Raw genomic sequence first — 14,437 nt, 5'->3', positions numbered from 1 at the left:
GCGTCCGGCGGGGCGCGGCTCCCGGCGCGTTCCGAGCGTCCGTCGTGCCCGCTCCCATCGGGCGCCCGGCGCGCGCCGATATGCTCGACGGCCAGGTGTCCGCACCGCCCTCGACCCTCCGGAAGACCATGCCCGACAGCCACGCCGCCCGCACCCCCTACGAGGTGCTGGGCGTCGCCCCCTCCGCCTCCGACGACGAGCTCCGCCGGGCGTACCGGCGCCTCCTGCGCGAGACCCATCCCGATACCGGAGGCGACGCCGCGTCGTTCCACGCCGTCCAGCTGGCATGGGAGCGCATCGGCAGCACCTCGGCGCGCAGCGATTACGACCGGGGGGCGCCGGCCTCCGGGTACTCCTCGCCGCAGCAGCCCTATACCGGCTCGGCCCGCTCGCAGAGCGCCTCCGCCGTCCGCGCCCGCTCCTACGGGCACCCCGGAGGCGCCGCCCGCGAGTACTACCTGCGGCTCGTCCGCGAGTGGGTCGGCCGCGGAGTCGAGATCGACGATCCGTTCGACCCCGCCCTGGTGCGCTCGGCGCCCCGGGAGGTGCGCGCGTGGCTCGCGAAGGCCCAGGCCGAGGAGGCCACCGCCGCCCTCGTCGGTGCCCTCGGAATCGCGTACACGATCTGGAACGACGTCGCCGTGGGCGACGGCGGTCTGAAGATCGACCACCTCGTGCTCGGCCCGTCCGGACTCCTCGCGCTCACCTCCGCCGACTGGGGTGAGCCGGTGCGCCTGCGCAAGGGCGAGCTCGAGGGCGCCGGCATCGCCGAGGACGAGAAGCCGTTCGCCTCCCTGTCGAAGGCGGCGCGCCGACTGGGCCGAGAGCTCGGCGTCCGCTTCTCGGCGAGCGTCGTGGTCGTCCCCGACGACGCCCTCGAGCAGCCCTTCGAGCAGGTCGAGCGCGGCCGGCACCAGGGCGCGGTCGTGATCCGCCGCTCCCTCCTGCCGCAGCTGCTGCGCTCCGGCACCGACGACCCGCGCCTCGGCGGCTACGGCGAGTCCTTCGAGGTCCGCACCCGCGTCCAGAGCCGCGTCCGCTTCGTCTGACCTCTCCCGGTCCCTCCCGCGAGATGCCACTCCGGAACGCGACACGCCGGAGGAGGCGTACCGAAGAGGCATCTCGCGGAGCCCGCTAGCCCGCCCCCGCACGGCGGGCAAGGGGCTACCCGCCCCACCCCGGCTCGCTCACGATGGAGCACGTACCCCCACGACGAGCGGAACGAGGACGGAACGATGGTGCGATTCGGATACACCCTGATGACCGAGCAGAGCGGACCCAAGCAGCTGGTCGGCTACGCGGTCGATGCCGAGAGGCTCGGCTTCGAGTTCGCGGTCTCGAGCGACCACTACTCGCCCTGGCTGACAGAGCAGGGCCACGCCTCCTACGCCTGGACGATGCTCGGCGCGGTCGCGCAGGCGACCTCGACCATCGACCTCGCCACCTACGTCACGGCGCCGACCATCCGCTACCACCCGGCCGTCGTCGCGCAGAAGGCGGCAACACTGGCGATCCTCTCTGACGACCGGTTCCTGCTCGGCCTCGGCTCGGGCGAGAACCTCAACGAGCACGTCGTCGGCGAGGGCTGGCCGGCCGTCGCCGCGCGCCAGGACATGCTCGAGGAGGCGGTGCACATCATCCGCGCCCTGCACTCGGGTGAGCTCGTCACCTGGGAGGGCGAGTACTACCGGGTCGACTCCGCGCGCCTGTGGGACCTGCCGGAGAAGCCTCTGCAGATCGGACTCGCCGTGAGTGGCGAGAAGTCGATCGAGCGCTTCGCCCCGCTCGGCGACCACCTGATCTCCACCGAGCCCGAGGCCGACCTCATCACGCAGTGGACCGCGGCCCGCGGCGCCGACGCCGCGCCGTCGCGCAGCATCGGCCAGATCCCTATCTGCTGGGCGCCCGACAAGGAGCAGGGCGTCGCCCTCGCGCACGAGCAGTTCCGCTGGTTCGCGGGCGGCTGGTCGGTCAACGCCGATCTGCCCACGACGGCGGGCTTCGCGGGAGCGAGCCAGTTCGTGCGGCCGGAGGACGTCGCCGAGACCATCGCGTGCGGTCCCGACCTCGACGAGCTGGCCGAGAGCGTCGTGCCCTACATCGAGGCCGGCTACACCGACATCGCCCTCGTGCAGGTCGGCGACGCCCTGCAGCAGCGCTTCCTCGACGAGGCGGCGGAGGGTCTCCTCGAGCGCCTGCGCGCCCTCGCCCCCTGAACCGGTGCGGTCAGAAGCCGCGCAGCCGCTCGATGTCGCGCCGATCGCGCTTCGTCGGGCGGCCCGCGCCGCGGTCGCGCACCAGCACACCCGGAGCCGCCTCGCGGGGTGGCGGCGGGGGAGTGCGGTCCTCGACGCACTGGGCGGCCACCGGAGCCCCCACGCGCTTGACGATCAGTCCGCGGACGATGAGCTCGCGGTCGAAGCCGCCGATGCGGGCGCGCACCTCGTCGCCGACGCGCACGGTCTGCGCGGCCTTCGCCCGCTCGCCGTTCACCCGGATGTGCCCGGCGCGGGCGGCGGTCGTCGCGGCCGAGCGGGTCTTGTACACGCGGACCGCCCAGAGCCACGCGTCGACCCGCACCGAGCCTGTCGTCGGGATCTGCATCCGATCAGTCTACGAAGCCCTCTCCCGGCGGTGCAGCACCCCGGGAGCCCTACACCACGCGGTCCTACACTGGCCGCCGACAAGGAGGTCCATCCCATGACCACAGACGACATCACCAGCGGCAGCTCCTACACCGGTGCCGACGACGAGGAGCGGATGCTCGCGGCGAACGGCACGGGGGACGCCGCGGGCGGCACCCGCGGCGACGTCGGGATGAGCCGCGCCAGCGGGACCAGTGCCGACGGCACCCCCGGCGTCCCGACCCGCGGCGCACCCGCGCACAGCGGAATCCCGGCCGAGCTCCACGACACGCCCTTCGAGCACGCCGGGCGCGAGTACTCGCTCGTGCCCTCCGGTCACGAGGAATGGCGGATCGAGCACCCCGAGGGCCGCACCGTCGGCCTGCTCGCCGTCATCTCGCACGCGGGCGAGGAGTCCGAGGCCGTCTTCGTCACCCGTCGCGTCGGTTCCGAGGACGCCGTCGCCGAGGGCACCGACTGGCGGGGCATCGTCTCGGCCGTCATCAACGACGAGGCCGCCGACCAGCGCGACCCGGTCCGCCCCGACCCCACCGTGGACCACGTCCGCGGCGGCCTCATCAGCCGCGGTCCCGCCGATCTGACCGGTCTGTCCTGACCGGACTCCCTCAGCGGGCGAGCAGCGCCGCGTTGATCCGGGCCGAGAGCTCGGCGTCGACGCGGCGCTCCCGCCCGTCGACCGCTCGGATCGGAGCGGCGTTCCGCGCGCTCGACACCAGCCAGGCGGCGTCCGCCCGCTCCAGGTCGTCGACCCGCAGCGCGCGGTAGGCGCTCTCCAGGCCGAGTCCGTCCGCGAGCGCGAACAGGTCGGCCTGCGTCGTCCCCGGCAGCAGTCCGAGGGTCGGCGGAGGCGTCACCAGCGTCCCCGTGTCGAGCAGCACCAGGTTCGACGTCGGCCCCTCCAGGAGGAATCCGTCGCTCGAGACGAACAGCGCGTCGTCGGCTCCGCGCCGCACCGCCTCCCGAGACGCCGCGCGATTGACCGCGTACGAGAGCGTCTTCGCCCCCGCCAGCAGCCACGGCGACGTCTCCTGCACGTCCGAGCGCAGTCCCCTGTCGAGCAGCACCACCCGCACGCCGTCGCTCCGCGCCGGCGCGAAGTCGGGGCTGGTCTGAATGAACACCAGCCCGGTAGGGCGGCCGTCGCCCTCGACGCCGCGGGTCAGGATCGTCTTGACCATTGCCTCCGGCACTCGGGGATGCTCGGCCACGGCCAGGGCGATCGCCTCGACCCAGGCGTCGCGGTACGGAGCCGGCAGCTCGAGCATCCGCGCCGACCGTGCGAACCGGTCGAGGTGCGCCTCGAGCGCCTGCAGCCGCCCGTCGACGAGGTTGATCGTCTCGAACACCCCGTCGCCCCGGGTGAAGCCGAGGTCGGTCGCGTCGACGCCGCCGGTCCCGGTCGGATCCACGGCGGGCCCGCCGCCGTGCCCCTCGGTCTCGAGCGAGGGGCGGGCGAGGCGGACGAGGGTCTCAGCGGGCATGGGCGGTGCGGTCCTTCCGGAGGGGGCGGCGGGGGAGGAGGACCACGATCAGCAGTGACCCGAGGAGGGAGCCGGTGCCGTTCGAGACGAGGTCACGCACGTCCGCGACTCTCGACGGCAGCCAGAGCAGCTGGGCCGTCTCGACCAGCACCGAGACGCCGAGCCCGACCAGGGCGGCCAGCAGGCGACGCCGCGGAGGAAGCTGCGCGGCCACGAGCGCGCCGAGCGGCACGAACATCAGCACGTTGGCGGTGAACTCGGCGACGTCGTAGTCGAACCACGCGGTCAGCGGGGTGGAGCCGAGGAACGCGATGATCGCGCGCACCAGGTCGGAGGACTCGCCCGGTGGCCGCGGGTTCGGCGTCAGCGTGATCAGAGCGATCACCCCGAGCCGGGCGAGCGTCGCGAGGAGGAGGACTCTCGAGCGGCGCATCGTCCGATTCTGCCATCCGGTGAGGGCGCCGGCCGTCGGGCGCGCTCCGCACGATGTGGGAGGCTGGAGGGCATGACGGGCGAGGACTCAGGCGGCGCTTCCGTGCCTCCGCGCCCGCACTTCGACCCCGCCCTCGGCGACGGCTGGGTCGAGATCGGCGACGGGCGGCGCTTCTGGGGCCGCTTCGGCGCGGCGGGCCTGCTGCTGCGCGATCCCGACGGCCGCATCCTTCTTCAGCACCGCGTCAGCTGGAGCCACTTCGGCGACACCTGGGGTCTCCCGGGCGGCGCCCGGCACCCCGACGAGACCGCCTTCGAGGCGGCCCTGCGCGAGTCGGGTGAGGAGGCGGGGGTCCCGCCCGAGCTGGTCCTCCCCGTCCTGTCCAGCGTCGTCACGATCGGACCGTGGAGCTACAGCACCGTCGTCGCCTCGGCCGTCGAGCACTTCGAGCCGCGGATCATGGACGCCGAGAGCAGCGAGCTGCGCTGGGTCGCGCCCGACGAGGTCGAGGAGCTCCCGCTGCACCCGGGCTTCGGCGCGTCCTGGTCGGGCCTGCGCTCCCTCGACTCCGCGATGCCCGTGCTCGTCGTCGATGCGGCGAACGTCGTCGGGTCCAGGCCCGACGGCTGGTGGCGGGATCGTGCAGGAGCCGCCCGTCGGCTCGTCGAGAGCCTCGGTCGCCTCGCCGCCGTCGGTCTCCCCGGAGACGTCGTCGGACTCGAGGTGCACACCGTCTGGCCGCGCATCGTCGTGGTCCTCGAGGGCGAGGCCCGCGCGGCCGACACGGCGGACGTACTCGCCTCCGCCCCGCAGGGCCGGTTCGTCGTCGAGACCGCCGCGGCCTCCGGAGACGACGCGATCGTCGGCGTCGTCTCGACCCTCGGCCCGCTCGCGAGGGTCGTCACCGCCGACCGCGGACTGATCTCCCGCATCCAGGCCCTCGGCGCCTCGGCCGTCGGCCCGCGCACGCTGCTCGACCTGCTCGAGCGCGGGGAATAGCGCGCGTCGCGGCCCGGTTGCATCCTCCATGGCCACGACCACGATGACTCTCGACACCCACGACCAGACCGTCTCCGACGGCATCGTCCTGATCGACTTCTGGGCCGCCTGGTGCGGTCCGTGCCGTCAGTTCGCCCCCGTCTTCGAGGCGTCGAGCGACAAGAACGCCGACGTCACCTTCGCGAAGGTCGACACGGAGGATCAGCAGCAGCTCGCCGCGAGCTACGGCATCTCGTCGATCCCGACCCTCGTCGTCTACCGCGACGGCATCCCGCTGATGGCCCAGCCCGGCGCCCTGCCCGCCCCGGCGCTCGACAGCCTGATCGAGCAGGTCCGCGGTCTCGACATGGTCGAGGTGCGCAAGCAGTACGACGAGGCGAAGGCCGCGCAGGAGTCGGGCGCGCCCCAGACGTTCGACCACGGCGCCCAGATCTGACGCTCCACCGACACGACGGAACCCCCGGCAGCCGCACAGGCCGCCGGGGGTTCCGTCGTTCGAGGGGCGTCGATCAGCCCGTGTTCTGCAGCCCCGCCGCGACGCCGTTGACGGCCAGCAGCAGCAGTCGCTGGTTCTGCTCGGTGCCCGATCCGCCCGGATCGGTCCGCAGAGCGCGCAGGGCGCGCAGCTGCAGCAGGGAGAGCGCATTGACGTACGGGGTCCGGAGGCGCACGGCGCGGCCGAGCACGCGGTGACCGGTCAGCAGGCTCTCCTCGCCGGTGATCGAGAGCACCCAGCGGCGGGTGAGCTCCATCTCGTCGAGCACGAGGTCGGCGAGGTCGCGGCGCTCGTCGAGCGCGAGGTAGCGTCGCGCGATGCCCTCGTCGGTCTTCGCCAGCGACATCTCGACGTTGTCGATCATCGTCGTGAAGAGCGGCCACGAGGCGTACGCATCCCGCAGGACCTCGAGGTCGCCGACCGCGTCGAGCGCGGTCCCCAGACCGAACCAGCCCGTGAGGTTGACGCGGGCCTGCGTCCACGCGAACACCCACGGGATCGCCCGCAGATCCTCGAGCGATTCGACCGAGAGGCCGCGGCGCGCAGGGCGCGAGCCCAGCGCCAGCAGCCCGACCTCCTCCTGCGGCGTCACGCGGGCGAACCAGGGCGCGAAGCCCGGCGCCTTCACGAGATCGAAGAAGCGGCGGCGCGACTCGCGGTCCATCGTCGCAGCGACGTCGCTGAAGCGATCGGCGGCGGAGGCGTTGCGCTCTCCCACCGACGGGGAGGAGGCGAGCAGCGTGGCTCCCGCGACCTGCTCGATGTGCCGGGTCGCGATGTCCGGATTGCCGTAGCGGGCGAAGATGACCTCGCCCTGCTCGGTGAGCTTGAAGCGGCCGTCGACCGACCCGGGCGGCTGCGCCAGGACGGCGCGGTTCGCCGGCCCGCCGCCGCGGCCGAGCGCTCCGCCGCGCCCGTGGAAGAGAGTGAGCACGATGCCCTCGTCGTCGGCCCACTTCGCGATCCGCGCCTGGGCGTCGTAGAGGGCGAGCGTCGCCGAGACGGGGCCCACGTCCTTCGACGAGTCGGAGTAGCCGAGCATCACCTCGAGCCGGTTGCCGGTCGCCGCCAGCCGGGCCTGCACCTGGGGGAGCAGGATCATCTCGGCGAGGATGTCGACCGAGGCGTCGAGGTCGGCGAAGGTCTCGAAGAGGGGGATCGCGTCGATGATCGGCGGGTGGCCGTCGGTGGCCGCCTCCGCGAGCTCGAAGACCGTGCGCAGGTCGTCGGCCGACTGCGTGAACGAGACGATGTAGCGTCGCGCCGCGTCTGTTCCGAAGCGCTCCTGCACCGTGGCGATCGCCCGGTAGACCGAGAGCACCTCGGCGCTGCGCTCGTCGAGCTCGCCCCCGGCCCGCACGGCCGCGATCGTCTCGCGGTGCACTTGCGAGTGCTGGCGCACCTCGATCTCGGCGAGATGGAACCCGAAGGTCTCGACCTGCCAGATGAAGTTCTGCAGGTCGCCGTACGCCGAGCGCGCGTCTCCCGCCGCGACGAGCGACTCCTGCAGCGTGCGGAGGTCCGCGAGCAGCTCGGCCGCCGAGCCGTACGCCAGCGCGCCTCCCGAGCGGGTCGCCGCGAGCCGGTCGGCCGCGAAGAGCAGTACGCGCCGGTGCGTCTCGCTGGGCGAGCGCTCCGCGATGACGGAGGCGAGGCGGGCGTCGCGTGCGGTGCAGGCGTCCCACAGCGCCAGCGCCTCGGCCGACGGGGGAGTGGTCGCGGCGTCGAGGGTCAGCGCGCGGCCCACCCGGCGGGCGACGCGCTCGAGGCCGATCAGCACGTGCTCGGAGGCGATGTCGACGGCCTCGAGGGTCGTCGCGGCGGTCACGAACGGGTTGCCGTCGCGGTCGCCGCCGATCCAGGTACCCAGGCGCACGAACGCCGGGGCGATCGGCGTCCGCGTTCCGGAGGCGTCGCCCAGCAGTGCGTCGTCGAGCCGGCGGTAGACCCGCGGCAGCACCGAGAAGAGCGACTCGTCGAACACGCTCATCGCTGTGCGGACCTCGTCCAGCGGAGACGGCTTCGACTCCCGCAGGGGCGCGGTGCGCCAGAGCGTGTCGACCTCGGCCAGGAGCCGGCGGCGGTTCTCGAGGAGGACCACGCCTCCGGTGCGCGGGTCGTCGCGCTGCTCGAGCAGGGCGCTGATGCGGCGGATCGTCGACGCGACGGCCCGGCGGCGCGCCTCGGTGGGGTGCGCGGTCAGCACGGGTCGGAACTCGAGGCGGGAGAGGCGCTCGAACGCCTCCTCCTCGCCGAGCTCCTCGGTGAGCCGCGCCATCGACGCCGTGATCGAGTCCTCGGGCGACTGCGCGCCGGCGTCGGCCTCGCGGCGGCGCAGGACCCGCACGCGGTGGAACTCCTCGGCCACGTTCACGAGGTGGAAGTAGCAGGTGAAGGCCCGCGCCACCTCCTCGGCCCGCTCGAGCGAGAGCGCGGCGACGAACTCCTCCGCGGTCGCCATGTCCTCGGGCAGGGCGCTGTCGTAGGCCCCGATCGTCAGGGCGCGCAGGCGCTCGACGTCGTCGTAGAGCGAACGATCGCCCGACTCCCGGAGGACCTGGCCGAGCAGCTCTCCCAGCAGGTGGACGTCGCCGCGGATGCGGTCGTCCATCGGGGGAGCGACGGTTCCGTCGGCGGAGGGGGCGGGTGCTGCGGTCGCGTCTGGCGCGTCGGAGAACGGAGGCACCCGACAGACTTTAGCGATCCCGTGTATCGGGCGGATGACACGGCCGTCACCGAACGTCCATCGGCCCACCCCGCCCCCGCGGCGGGCGGACCTGGAATGATCGAGGGGTGACCGTGACTCCTGCACCCCCCGCACCCGCCGTCCAGACCGAGCAGGCCGCGCCCCACGTGGTCGTGCTGTTCGGTGCGGTCGGCGACCTGGCCCGGCGCAAGCTGATCCCGGGCATGGCGCACCTCGCGCTCTCCTCGCTCGCGCCCGATCTGCAGATCGTCGGCACCTCGCTCGAGGAGCACGACGACGAGTCGTTCCGTGCGTTCGCCAAGCTCGCCTACGACGAGTTCGGCAGCCGCTCGCTCACCCCGGCGCAGTGGGACGAGTTCGCCTCCAAGCTCCGCTACGTCCCGCAGTCGGCGGGCCCGGCGGCGCTGGCGGAGGCGGTCACCGACGCCGAGAAGGTGCTCGGCCCCGACGTCAGCCGCCTGCACTACCTCAGCGTGCCGCCCAAGGCAGCGCTCTCCGTGGTGCGGATGCTCGCCGAGGCCGGCCTCGTCGAGCGCTCGCGGATCATCATGGAGAAGCCCTTCGGCGTCGATCTCGAGAGCGCGGTGATCCTCAACGCCGAGCTGCACGAGACCTTCGACGAGCAGCAGATCTTCCGGATCGACCACTTCCTCGGCAAGGAGCCGGCGCAGAACATCCTCGCGTTCCGCTTCGCCAACGGCCTGTTCGAGCCGATCTGGAACCGCAACTTCATCGACCACGTCCAGATCGACATCCCCGAGAAGCTCACCCTCGACCGCCGTGCCGAGTTCTACGAGTCGACCGGCGCCTACAAGGACATGGTCGTCACCCACCTCTTCCAGGTGCTCGCGTTCATGGCGATGGAGCCGCCGACCGCGCTGGAGCCGAAGGCGATCAGCGAGGAGAAGAACAAGGTCTTCCGATCGATGCGGCTGCTCAACCCCGAGAACGTCGTGCGCGGGCAGTACATCGGCTACCGCGAGGAGCCGGGCGTCGCCCCCGACTCCGAGACCGACACCTTCGTCGCCCTCAAGTGCGAGATCGACAACTGGCGCTGGGCGGGCGTGCCGTTCTACCTCCGCACGGGCAAGCGCATGGCGGAGGGGCAGCGCATCATCTCGATCGCCTTCCGCGAGCCTCCGAAGAGCATGTTCCCCCAGGGCTCCGGAGTCGGCGCCCACGGGCCCGACCACCTCACGTTCGACCTGGCCGACGCCTCCAAGGTCTCGCTCTCGTTCTACGGCAAGCGCCCGGGCCCCGGCATGCGCCTGGACAAGCTCAGCATGCAGTTCGCGCTGCAGGAGACCGATCGGGCCGGCGACGCCCTCGAGGCGTACGAGCGGCTCATCCTCGACGCGATGCGCGGCGACCACACCCTGTTCACCACCGCCGAGGGCATCGAGCGCCTGTGGGAGGTGTCGGCGCCGCTGCTCCAGGACCCGCCGCCCGTGCGCCTCTACGCCCCCGGCTCCTGGGGCCCGAACGCCATCCACCAGCTGATCGCCCCGCACGCCTGGCGACTCCCGTTCGAGCGCGTCTGGCGCGACAAGCGCTGACCGGGGCCGACGGCATGGTGCGTACCGGTGAGGACCGTCTCTGGACGGTCCCGAACATCCTGAGCATGGTGCGACTCGCCCTCGTTCCGGTGTTCCTCGTGCTCGTCGTCCAGGGCGAGGACGCGCTGGCCCTGGTGACGCTCGTCGTCTCGAGCCTCACCGACTACCTCGACGGCTGGATCGCACGCCGCTTCGACCAGATGACGCGCCTGGGCAGCATCCTCGATCCCGCCGCCGACCGGCTCTACATCTTCGCCACCGTCATCGGCCTGGCATTCCGCGACCTCGTCCCCTGGTGGCTCGTCGCGGTGCTCGTGGCGCGCGATCTGCTCCTGGTCGTGCTCGCCGTCATCCTCGCGAACCACGGCTACGGCCCCCTGCCGGTGCACCACCTCGGCAAGTTCGCGACGTTCTGCCTCTTCTATGCTCTGCCTCTGATCATGCTGGGACAGGCCTTCCCCGCGATCGCGCCCGCGTCGATGCCGATCGCCTGGGCCTTCGCGCTGTGGGGGGCCTTCCTCTACTGGTGGGCGGGCATCGTCTACGCGGTGCAGACCCGGGATCTGGTCCGGGGCGTCAGCGGGGGTGTTCCGGCGTCCGGCGGCCCCTCCGATTCGGATACGCTGGACAGGTAGGAGGTACGTCTTGGTCGAGCCCGTGCGTGGAGCATCATCCGCCGAACCGCTGAAGTCCGAGTCCGTCGAGCTTTCGACCGACACGACGCTCACGTTCACCGACGACATCGGCGCGCAGCTCGCTGCGCTCGACAACCGCGCGTCCCGTGAGGAGGCGGAGGCGGTCGGAGCCCTTCCTGCTGGATCGGCCCTGCTGGTCGTCCGACGCGGACCGAACACCGGCGCGCGATTCCTCCTCGATACCGACTCGACGACCGTCGGCCGGCATCCCGAGGCGGGCATCTTCCTCGACGACGTCACCGTCTCGCGCCGTCACGCCGAGTTCGTCCGCCGCGGCACCTCGTTCGAGGTGCGCGACCTCGGCTCCCTCAACGGCACCTACTTCGACGGTGTCCGGATCGAGTCCGCGATCCTCACCGACGGCTCCGAGGTCCAGGTCGGCAAGTTCCGCCTCACCTTCTACGCGTCCCGCGCCGACCTCGTCGCCGCTCCGGACGCGTAGACCGTGGGTCGTTCCACCGCTCGGGCCCTCCCGTCCGGCTCGACAGCCCTGCTCGGCATCGGCCAGGTCCTGGCCCGGCTGACCACCGAGTTCCCGGATGTGACTCCATCCAAGCTCCGGTTCCTCGAGGAGCAGGGTCTCGTCTCACCCGCGCGCACCGACTCGGGGTACCGCAAGTTCTCCTCGGGTGACGTCGAGCGGCTGCGGATGATCCTCGCGCTCCAGCGCGACCACTACCTGCCGCTCAAGGTGATCCGCGGCTACCTCGACGACGTCGACGCCGGTCGCGAGCCCTCTCTGCCCGCCGGGGTCGGAGGCGCGCCCGCGTCGCTGCTCGCGCCCGCCACGCGGCTCACCCGTGATCGGCTCGCGAGCGAGTCGGGCGCGAGCCTCGCTCTCGTGCAGGAGGCGATCGCCGTCGGCCTCGTGCGCGGCGGTGAGTTCTTCGGCGAGGAGGCGGTCACCACGCTCAAGGCACTCGTCGAGCTCGGGCGCTCGGGGGTCGAGCCGAGGCACCTCCGCCCGCTGCGCGTCGCGGTCGAGCGCGAGATGTCCCTGATCGAGAGCGTCGTCGCCTCGAGCGCCCGGCGTCAGGACGCCTCGGGAGCGGTCGGCGCCGCCGAGAACGCGATGGCGCTCGCGACTCAGCTCGGCACGATCCGCGGCGCCATGGTGCGCAGCGCCCTCTCCCGGCTGTCGCGCTCGTGACGTGCGGCGCGCGTCCGACGAGCGCCGGATCCGCGCGGAGGTCGCGACACGCCACCTTCGTCGCCCGGATGTCGTTTACTCGGCACCCGCCGGTGAGTACCGTAGGGAGCGCGTTCGGAGGATCCGGCGATCGGAACCGAGAGGCAACGGAATGAGAGAAGTCAGCCGCGACGCACGCGGCGAGCGCGACCTCGTCCTGTTCACCGATGGTCTGCCCGACCTCGACGCCCACGCCGGCTACCGCGGAGCCGTCGCGGCTCGCGCCGCCGGTATCACCTACCGCCAGCTCGACTACTGGGCCCGCACAGAGCTCGTCGCCCCCACCGTCCGGGAGGCCTCCGGGTCCGGGACGCAGCGGCTCTACGGTTTCCGCGACATCCTCGTCCTCAAGCTCGTGAAGCGCCTGCTCGACACGGGTATCTCGCTCCAGCAGATCCGCACCGCGGTCAACCAGCTCCGCGAGTCCGGCGTCGACGACCTCGCGCAGACCACCCTCATGAGCGATGGGGCGAGCGTCTACCTCTGCACGTCGAACGACGAGGTCATCGACCTCCTCAGCCGTGGCCAGGGCGTCTTCGGCATCGCCGTCGGCAAGGTCCTCCGCGAGGTCGAGTCCAGCCTCGTCGACCTCGACCACCAGACCCTCGACCCGATGGACGAGCTGGCCCAGCGCCGCGCCTCCCGCAAGGTCGGCTGACCGCTCCTCCGGCGCGCGAAGCGGCCGGGTGGTCGCCCGCCGTCCCTGCTGGTGACGGGCCCTGCAGCTGCCGCTTCGACGACGCTCGTCGCCGCCCTGTCCGAGTGGAGTCATCCACAGGCTCGGTGCATCAGCGCCCGGCCCGCTCGGCCGTCGTGGGTGGTCAGGCCGCTTCGCTCACGGAGCTGCTTCCTCCTGCAGACGAGCGCCCGAACCAGACCCAGAGACGGCGGACCGTGACGACGAGGAGCACCGCGAACAGGCTCTGACTGATGACCCCGAAGGATGAGAGCCCGCCGACGGTGGCGAAGACGGTCCAGTTCACCGCGATGTCGGCGGTGATCACGACGATTCCGAGCACGATGCCGGAGCGCCGCCTGAAGACGATCAGCGCAGCGGTGATCGGATCCAGGATCGTCAGCGTCATCCAGAACAGCCGGACGCCGAGGGGGAAGGCGCTGTAGGCGTTCGGCCCGCCGATGATCAGATCCGCCGTGTGAGTCGTTGTCCCGATGAGGAAGCCGAGCACCCACATGAGGCGGATCACTCCGAGCACTCGTGGTGACGGGGCGCGAGCGATCATCCGCTCATCTCGACGAGCTGCCGACGACGGCGTCCATGGATCTCCGCGACTGCCCTGCTCTCCGTGCGCGCTCGGCCCGGCGTCTACTTCGCCGCCGTGACCTGCTCGCCGATCCGGCCGGTGCGGATGACGCGGTCGAGCAGCAGGTCGAAGTTGTGCGCCATCTCCTGCGCGCTCTCGCCGGGCCAGACGTGCACCGGCTTCGCGGCGCCCTGCGCCTGCTGCAGCGACGTGCGCTCCGGCAGCTGCGGGCTGAGGACGAGCGGCCCGAACATGTCGCGCAGCTCCTTGATCCTGAACTGGTGCTCGAGCGACTGCACGCGGGCGCGGTTGACGATGATGCCGAGCGGCTGGAGGCGCGGGCTGAGCCCGCGGCGGATCTCCTCGATCGCGCGCAGGGCGCGGTCGGCGGCGGCGACCGAGAAGAGTCCCGGCTCCGTCACGACGGCCACCCGGTCACTGGCCGCCCACGCGGTGCGCGTGAGCGCGTTGAGCGACGGCGCGCAGTCGATGAGGACGAGATCGTAGTCGGCCTCGACGCTGGCGAGCGCCTCCTCGAGCTTCCAGATGTCGCGGATGCTGGGGTGCGGGCCGTCGAAGTTGATCGCCGACGGGCTGCCGATCAGTACGTCGATCGTGCCGTGGTGCTCCTTCGTCCAGCCGGAGGGGGCGATCGCCGAGCGGACGATCTTCTCCTTGGGCGAGGTCAGCACATCCGCGATGTTCAAGTGGCCGGCGACGTTGATGTCCATTCCGGTCGAGACATCGGACTGCGGATCGAGGTCGACGACCAGCGTTCGCAGTCCCTTCGAGAACGCCGCGGAGGCGAGGCCGAGGGTCACCGTCGTCTTGCCGACGCCGCCCTTGAGGGAGCTCACGCTGAGTACATGCATGGCTGACTACTTTACGTTCACTAGGGTGGAGAACCTAACCGTTCCCTGCGTGCCTGCCCGGCCCGGGATGCTGAAGCGGGGATCGCACCGTCGCGACTCCGG

General features: G+C 72.0%; 16 protein-coding genes. 10 read left to right on the top strand and 6 right to left on the bottom strand.

The genetic code is table 11. The features are described from left to right. Positions 1 to 44: 44 nt before the first annotated feature. Entirely contained in the window at positions 45 to 1,049 is a 1,005-nt protein-coding gene (locus ASG06_RS13730; RefSeq protein ID WP_327205497.1) for a J domain-containing protein, read from the top strand. 186 nt (positions 1,050 to 1,235) lie between these two features. Further along, a complete protein-coding gene (locus tag ASG06_RS13725) occupies positions 1,236 to 2,216 on the top strand; it encodes a TIGR03557 family F420-dependent LLM class oxidoreductase (protein ID WP_056043194.1) in 981 nt (326 codons plus the stop codon). A gap of 10 nt (positions 2,217 to 2,226) precedes the next feature. Here ASG06_RS13725 and ASG06_RS13720 read toward each other — a convergent pair whose 3' ends face one another. Next, a complete protein-coding gene (locus ASG06_RS13720; RefSeq protein ID WP_056043192.1) occupies positions 2,227 to 2,604 on the bottom strand; it encodes an RNA-binding S4 domain-containing protein in 378 nt (125 codons plus the stop codon). A 96-nt stretch (positions 2,605 to 2,700) separates the two neighbouring features. On the opposite strand from ASG06_RS13720, the gene ASG06_RS13715 reads away from it, so the two are divergent. Beyond that, positions 2,701 to 3,240 carry a hypothetical protein gene (locus ASG06_RS13715; RefSeq protein WP_056043189.1) on the top strand — a complete coding sequence of 180 codons (540 nt, stop codon included), beginning with the start codon at positions 2,701 to 2,703 and terminating at the stop codon, positions 3,238 to 3,240. Positions 3,241 to 3,250: 10 nt separating this feature from the next. Here the strand turns inward: ASG06_RS13715 and ASG06_RS13710 are convergent, their stop codons facing one another. Together ASG06_RS13710 and ASG06_RS13705 are read right to left on the bottom strand one after the other, a co-directional pair. Further along, positions 3,251 to 4,126 (bottom strand): aminotransferase class IV, encoded by an 876-nt coding sequence (locus ASG06_RS13710; protein ID WP_056043186.1) that lies wholly within the window; start codon positions 4,124 to 4,126, stop codon positions 3,251 to 3,253. Next, positions 4,116 to 4,559 (bottom strand): VanZ family protein, encoded by a 444-nt coding sequence (locus ASG06_RS13705; protein ID WP_056043183.1) that lies wholly within the window; start codon positions 4,557 to 4,559, stop codon positions 4,116 to 4,118. The genes ASG06_RS13710 and ASG06_RS13705 overlap by 11 nt, the downstream gene beginning before the upstream one ends. 72 nt (positions 4,560 to 4,631) lie before the next feature. Between ASG06_RS13705 and ASG06_RS13700 the strand changes: the two genes are divergently transcribed. Further along, positions 4,632 to 5,558, top strand: a complete 927-nt coding sequence (locus tag ASG06_RS13700; RefSeq protein ID WP_056043181.1) for an NUDIX domain-containing protein — start codon at positions 4,632 to 4,634, stop codon at positions 5,556 to 5,558. Positions 5,559 to 5,586: 28 nt separating this feature from the next. Next, positions 5,587 to 5,994, top strand: coding sequence for a thioredoxin (gene trxA, locus ASG06_RS13695; RefSeq protein WP_056043178.1), 408 nt, complete (start codon positions 5,587 to 5,589; stop codon positions 5,992 to 5,994). 73 nt (positions 5,995 to 6,067) lie between these two features. On the opposite strand, the gene ASG06_RS13690 is transcribed toward trxA, so the two are convergent. Then, positions 6,068 to 8,665, bottom strand: a complete 2,598-nt coding sequence (locus ASG06_RS13690; RefSeq protein WP_082499236.1) for a phosphoenolpyruvate carboxylase — start codon at positions 8,663 to 8,665, stop codon at positions 6,068 to 6,070. A 188-nt stretch (positions 8,666 to 8,853) separates the two neighbouring features. Here ASG06_RS13690 and zwf point away from each other — a divergent pair, with 188 nt between their 5' ends. From zwf to ASG06_RS13665, 5 genes are all read left to right on the top strand, one after another. Continuing rightward, positions 8,854 to 10,317: a glucose-6-phosphate dehydrogenase gene (gene zwf / locus ASG06_RS13685; protein WP_056043567.1), complete on the top strand. Its 1,464-nt coding sequence runs from the start codon at positions 8,854 to 8,856 to the stop codon at positions 10,315 to 10,317. Between the two features lie 14 nt (positions 10,318 to 10,331). Then, on the top strand, positions 10,332 to 10,952 hold the full coding sequence (locus ASG06_RS13680) for a CDP-alcohol phosphatidyltransferase family protein (RefSeq protein ID WP_056043171.1): 621 nt from the start codon (positions 10,332 to 10,334) through the stop codon (positions 10,950 to 10,952). Positions 10,953 to 11,001: 49 nt separating this feature from the next. Then, entirely contained in the window at positions 11,002 to 11,454 is a 453-nt protein-coding gene (locus tag ASG06_RS13675; RefSeq protein ID WP_231727756.1) for an FHA domain-containing protein, read from the top strand. 3 nt (positions 11,455 to 11,457) lie between these two features. Next, positions 11,458 to 12,162: a transcriptional regulator FtsR gene (ftsR, locus tag ASG06_RS13670; RefSeq protein WP_056043168.1), complete on the top strand. Its 705-nt coding sequence runs from the start codon at positions 11,458 to 11,460 to the stop codon at positions 12,160 to 12,162. Positions 12,163 to 12,313: 151 nt separating this feature from the next. Then, entirely contained in the window at positions 12,314 to 12,859 is a 546-nt protein-coding gene (locus ASG06_RS13665; protein ID WP_056043165.1) for a MerR family transcriptional regulator, read from the top strand. Between the two features lie 163 nt (positions 12,860 to 13,022). Here ASG06_RS13665 and ASG06_RS13660 read toward each other — a convergent pair whose 3' ends face one another. Together ASG06_RS13660 and ASG06_RS13655 are read right to left on the bottom strand one after the other, a co-directional pair. After that, positions 13,023 to 13,442: a hypothetical protein gene (locus ASG06_RS13660; RefSeq protein WP_156465985.1), complete on the bottom strand. Its 420-nt coding sequence runs from the start codon at positions 13,440 to 13,442 to the stop codon at positions 13,023 to 13,025. A gap of 83 nt (positions 13,443 to 13,525) precedes the next feature. Further along, the gene (locus tag ASG06_RS13655; protein ID WP_056043158.1) at positions 13,526 to 14,335 is read right to left on the bottom strand and encodes a ParA family protein; all 810 of its coding nucleotides are present in this window, start codon (positions 14,333 to 14,335) and stop codon (positions 13,526 to 13,528) included. Between the last annotated feature and the right edge of the window lie 102 nt (positions 14,336 to 14,437).

Origin of the sequence: Rathayibacter sp. Leaf185 (assembly GCF_001423885.1) — a bacterium.
GTDB lineage: Bacteria > Actinomycetota > Actinomycetes > Actinomycetales > Microbacteriaceae > Rathayibacter.
This window is presented reverse-complemented; position numbering and strand designations above follow the sequence as displayed.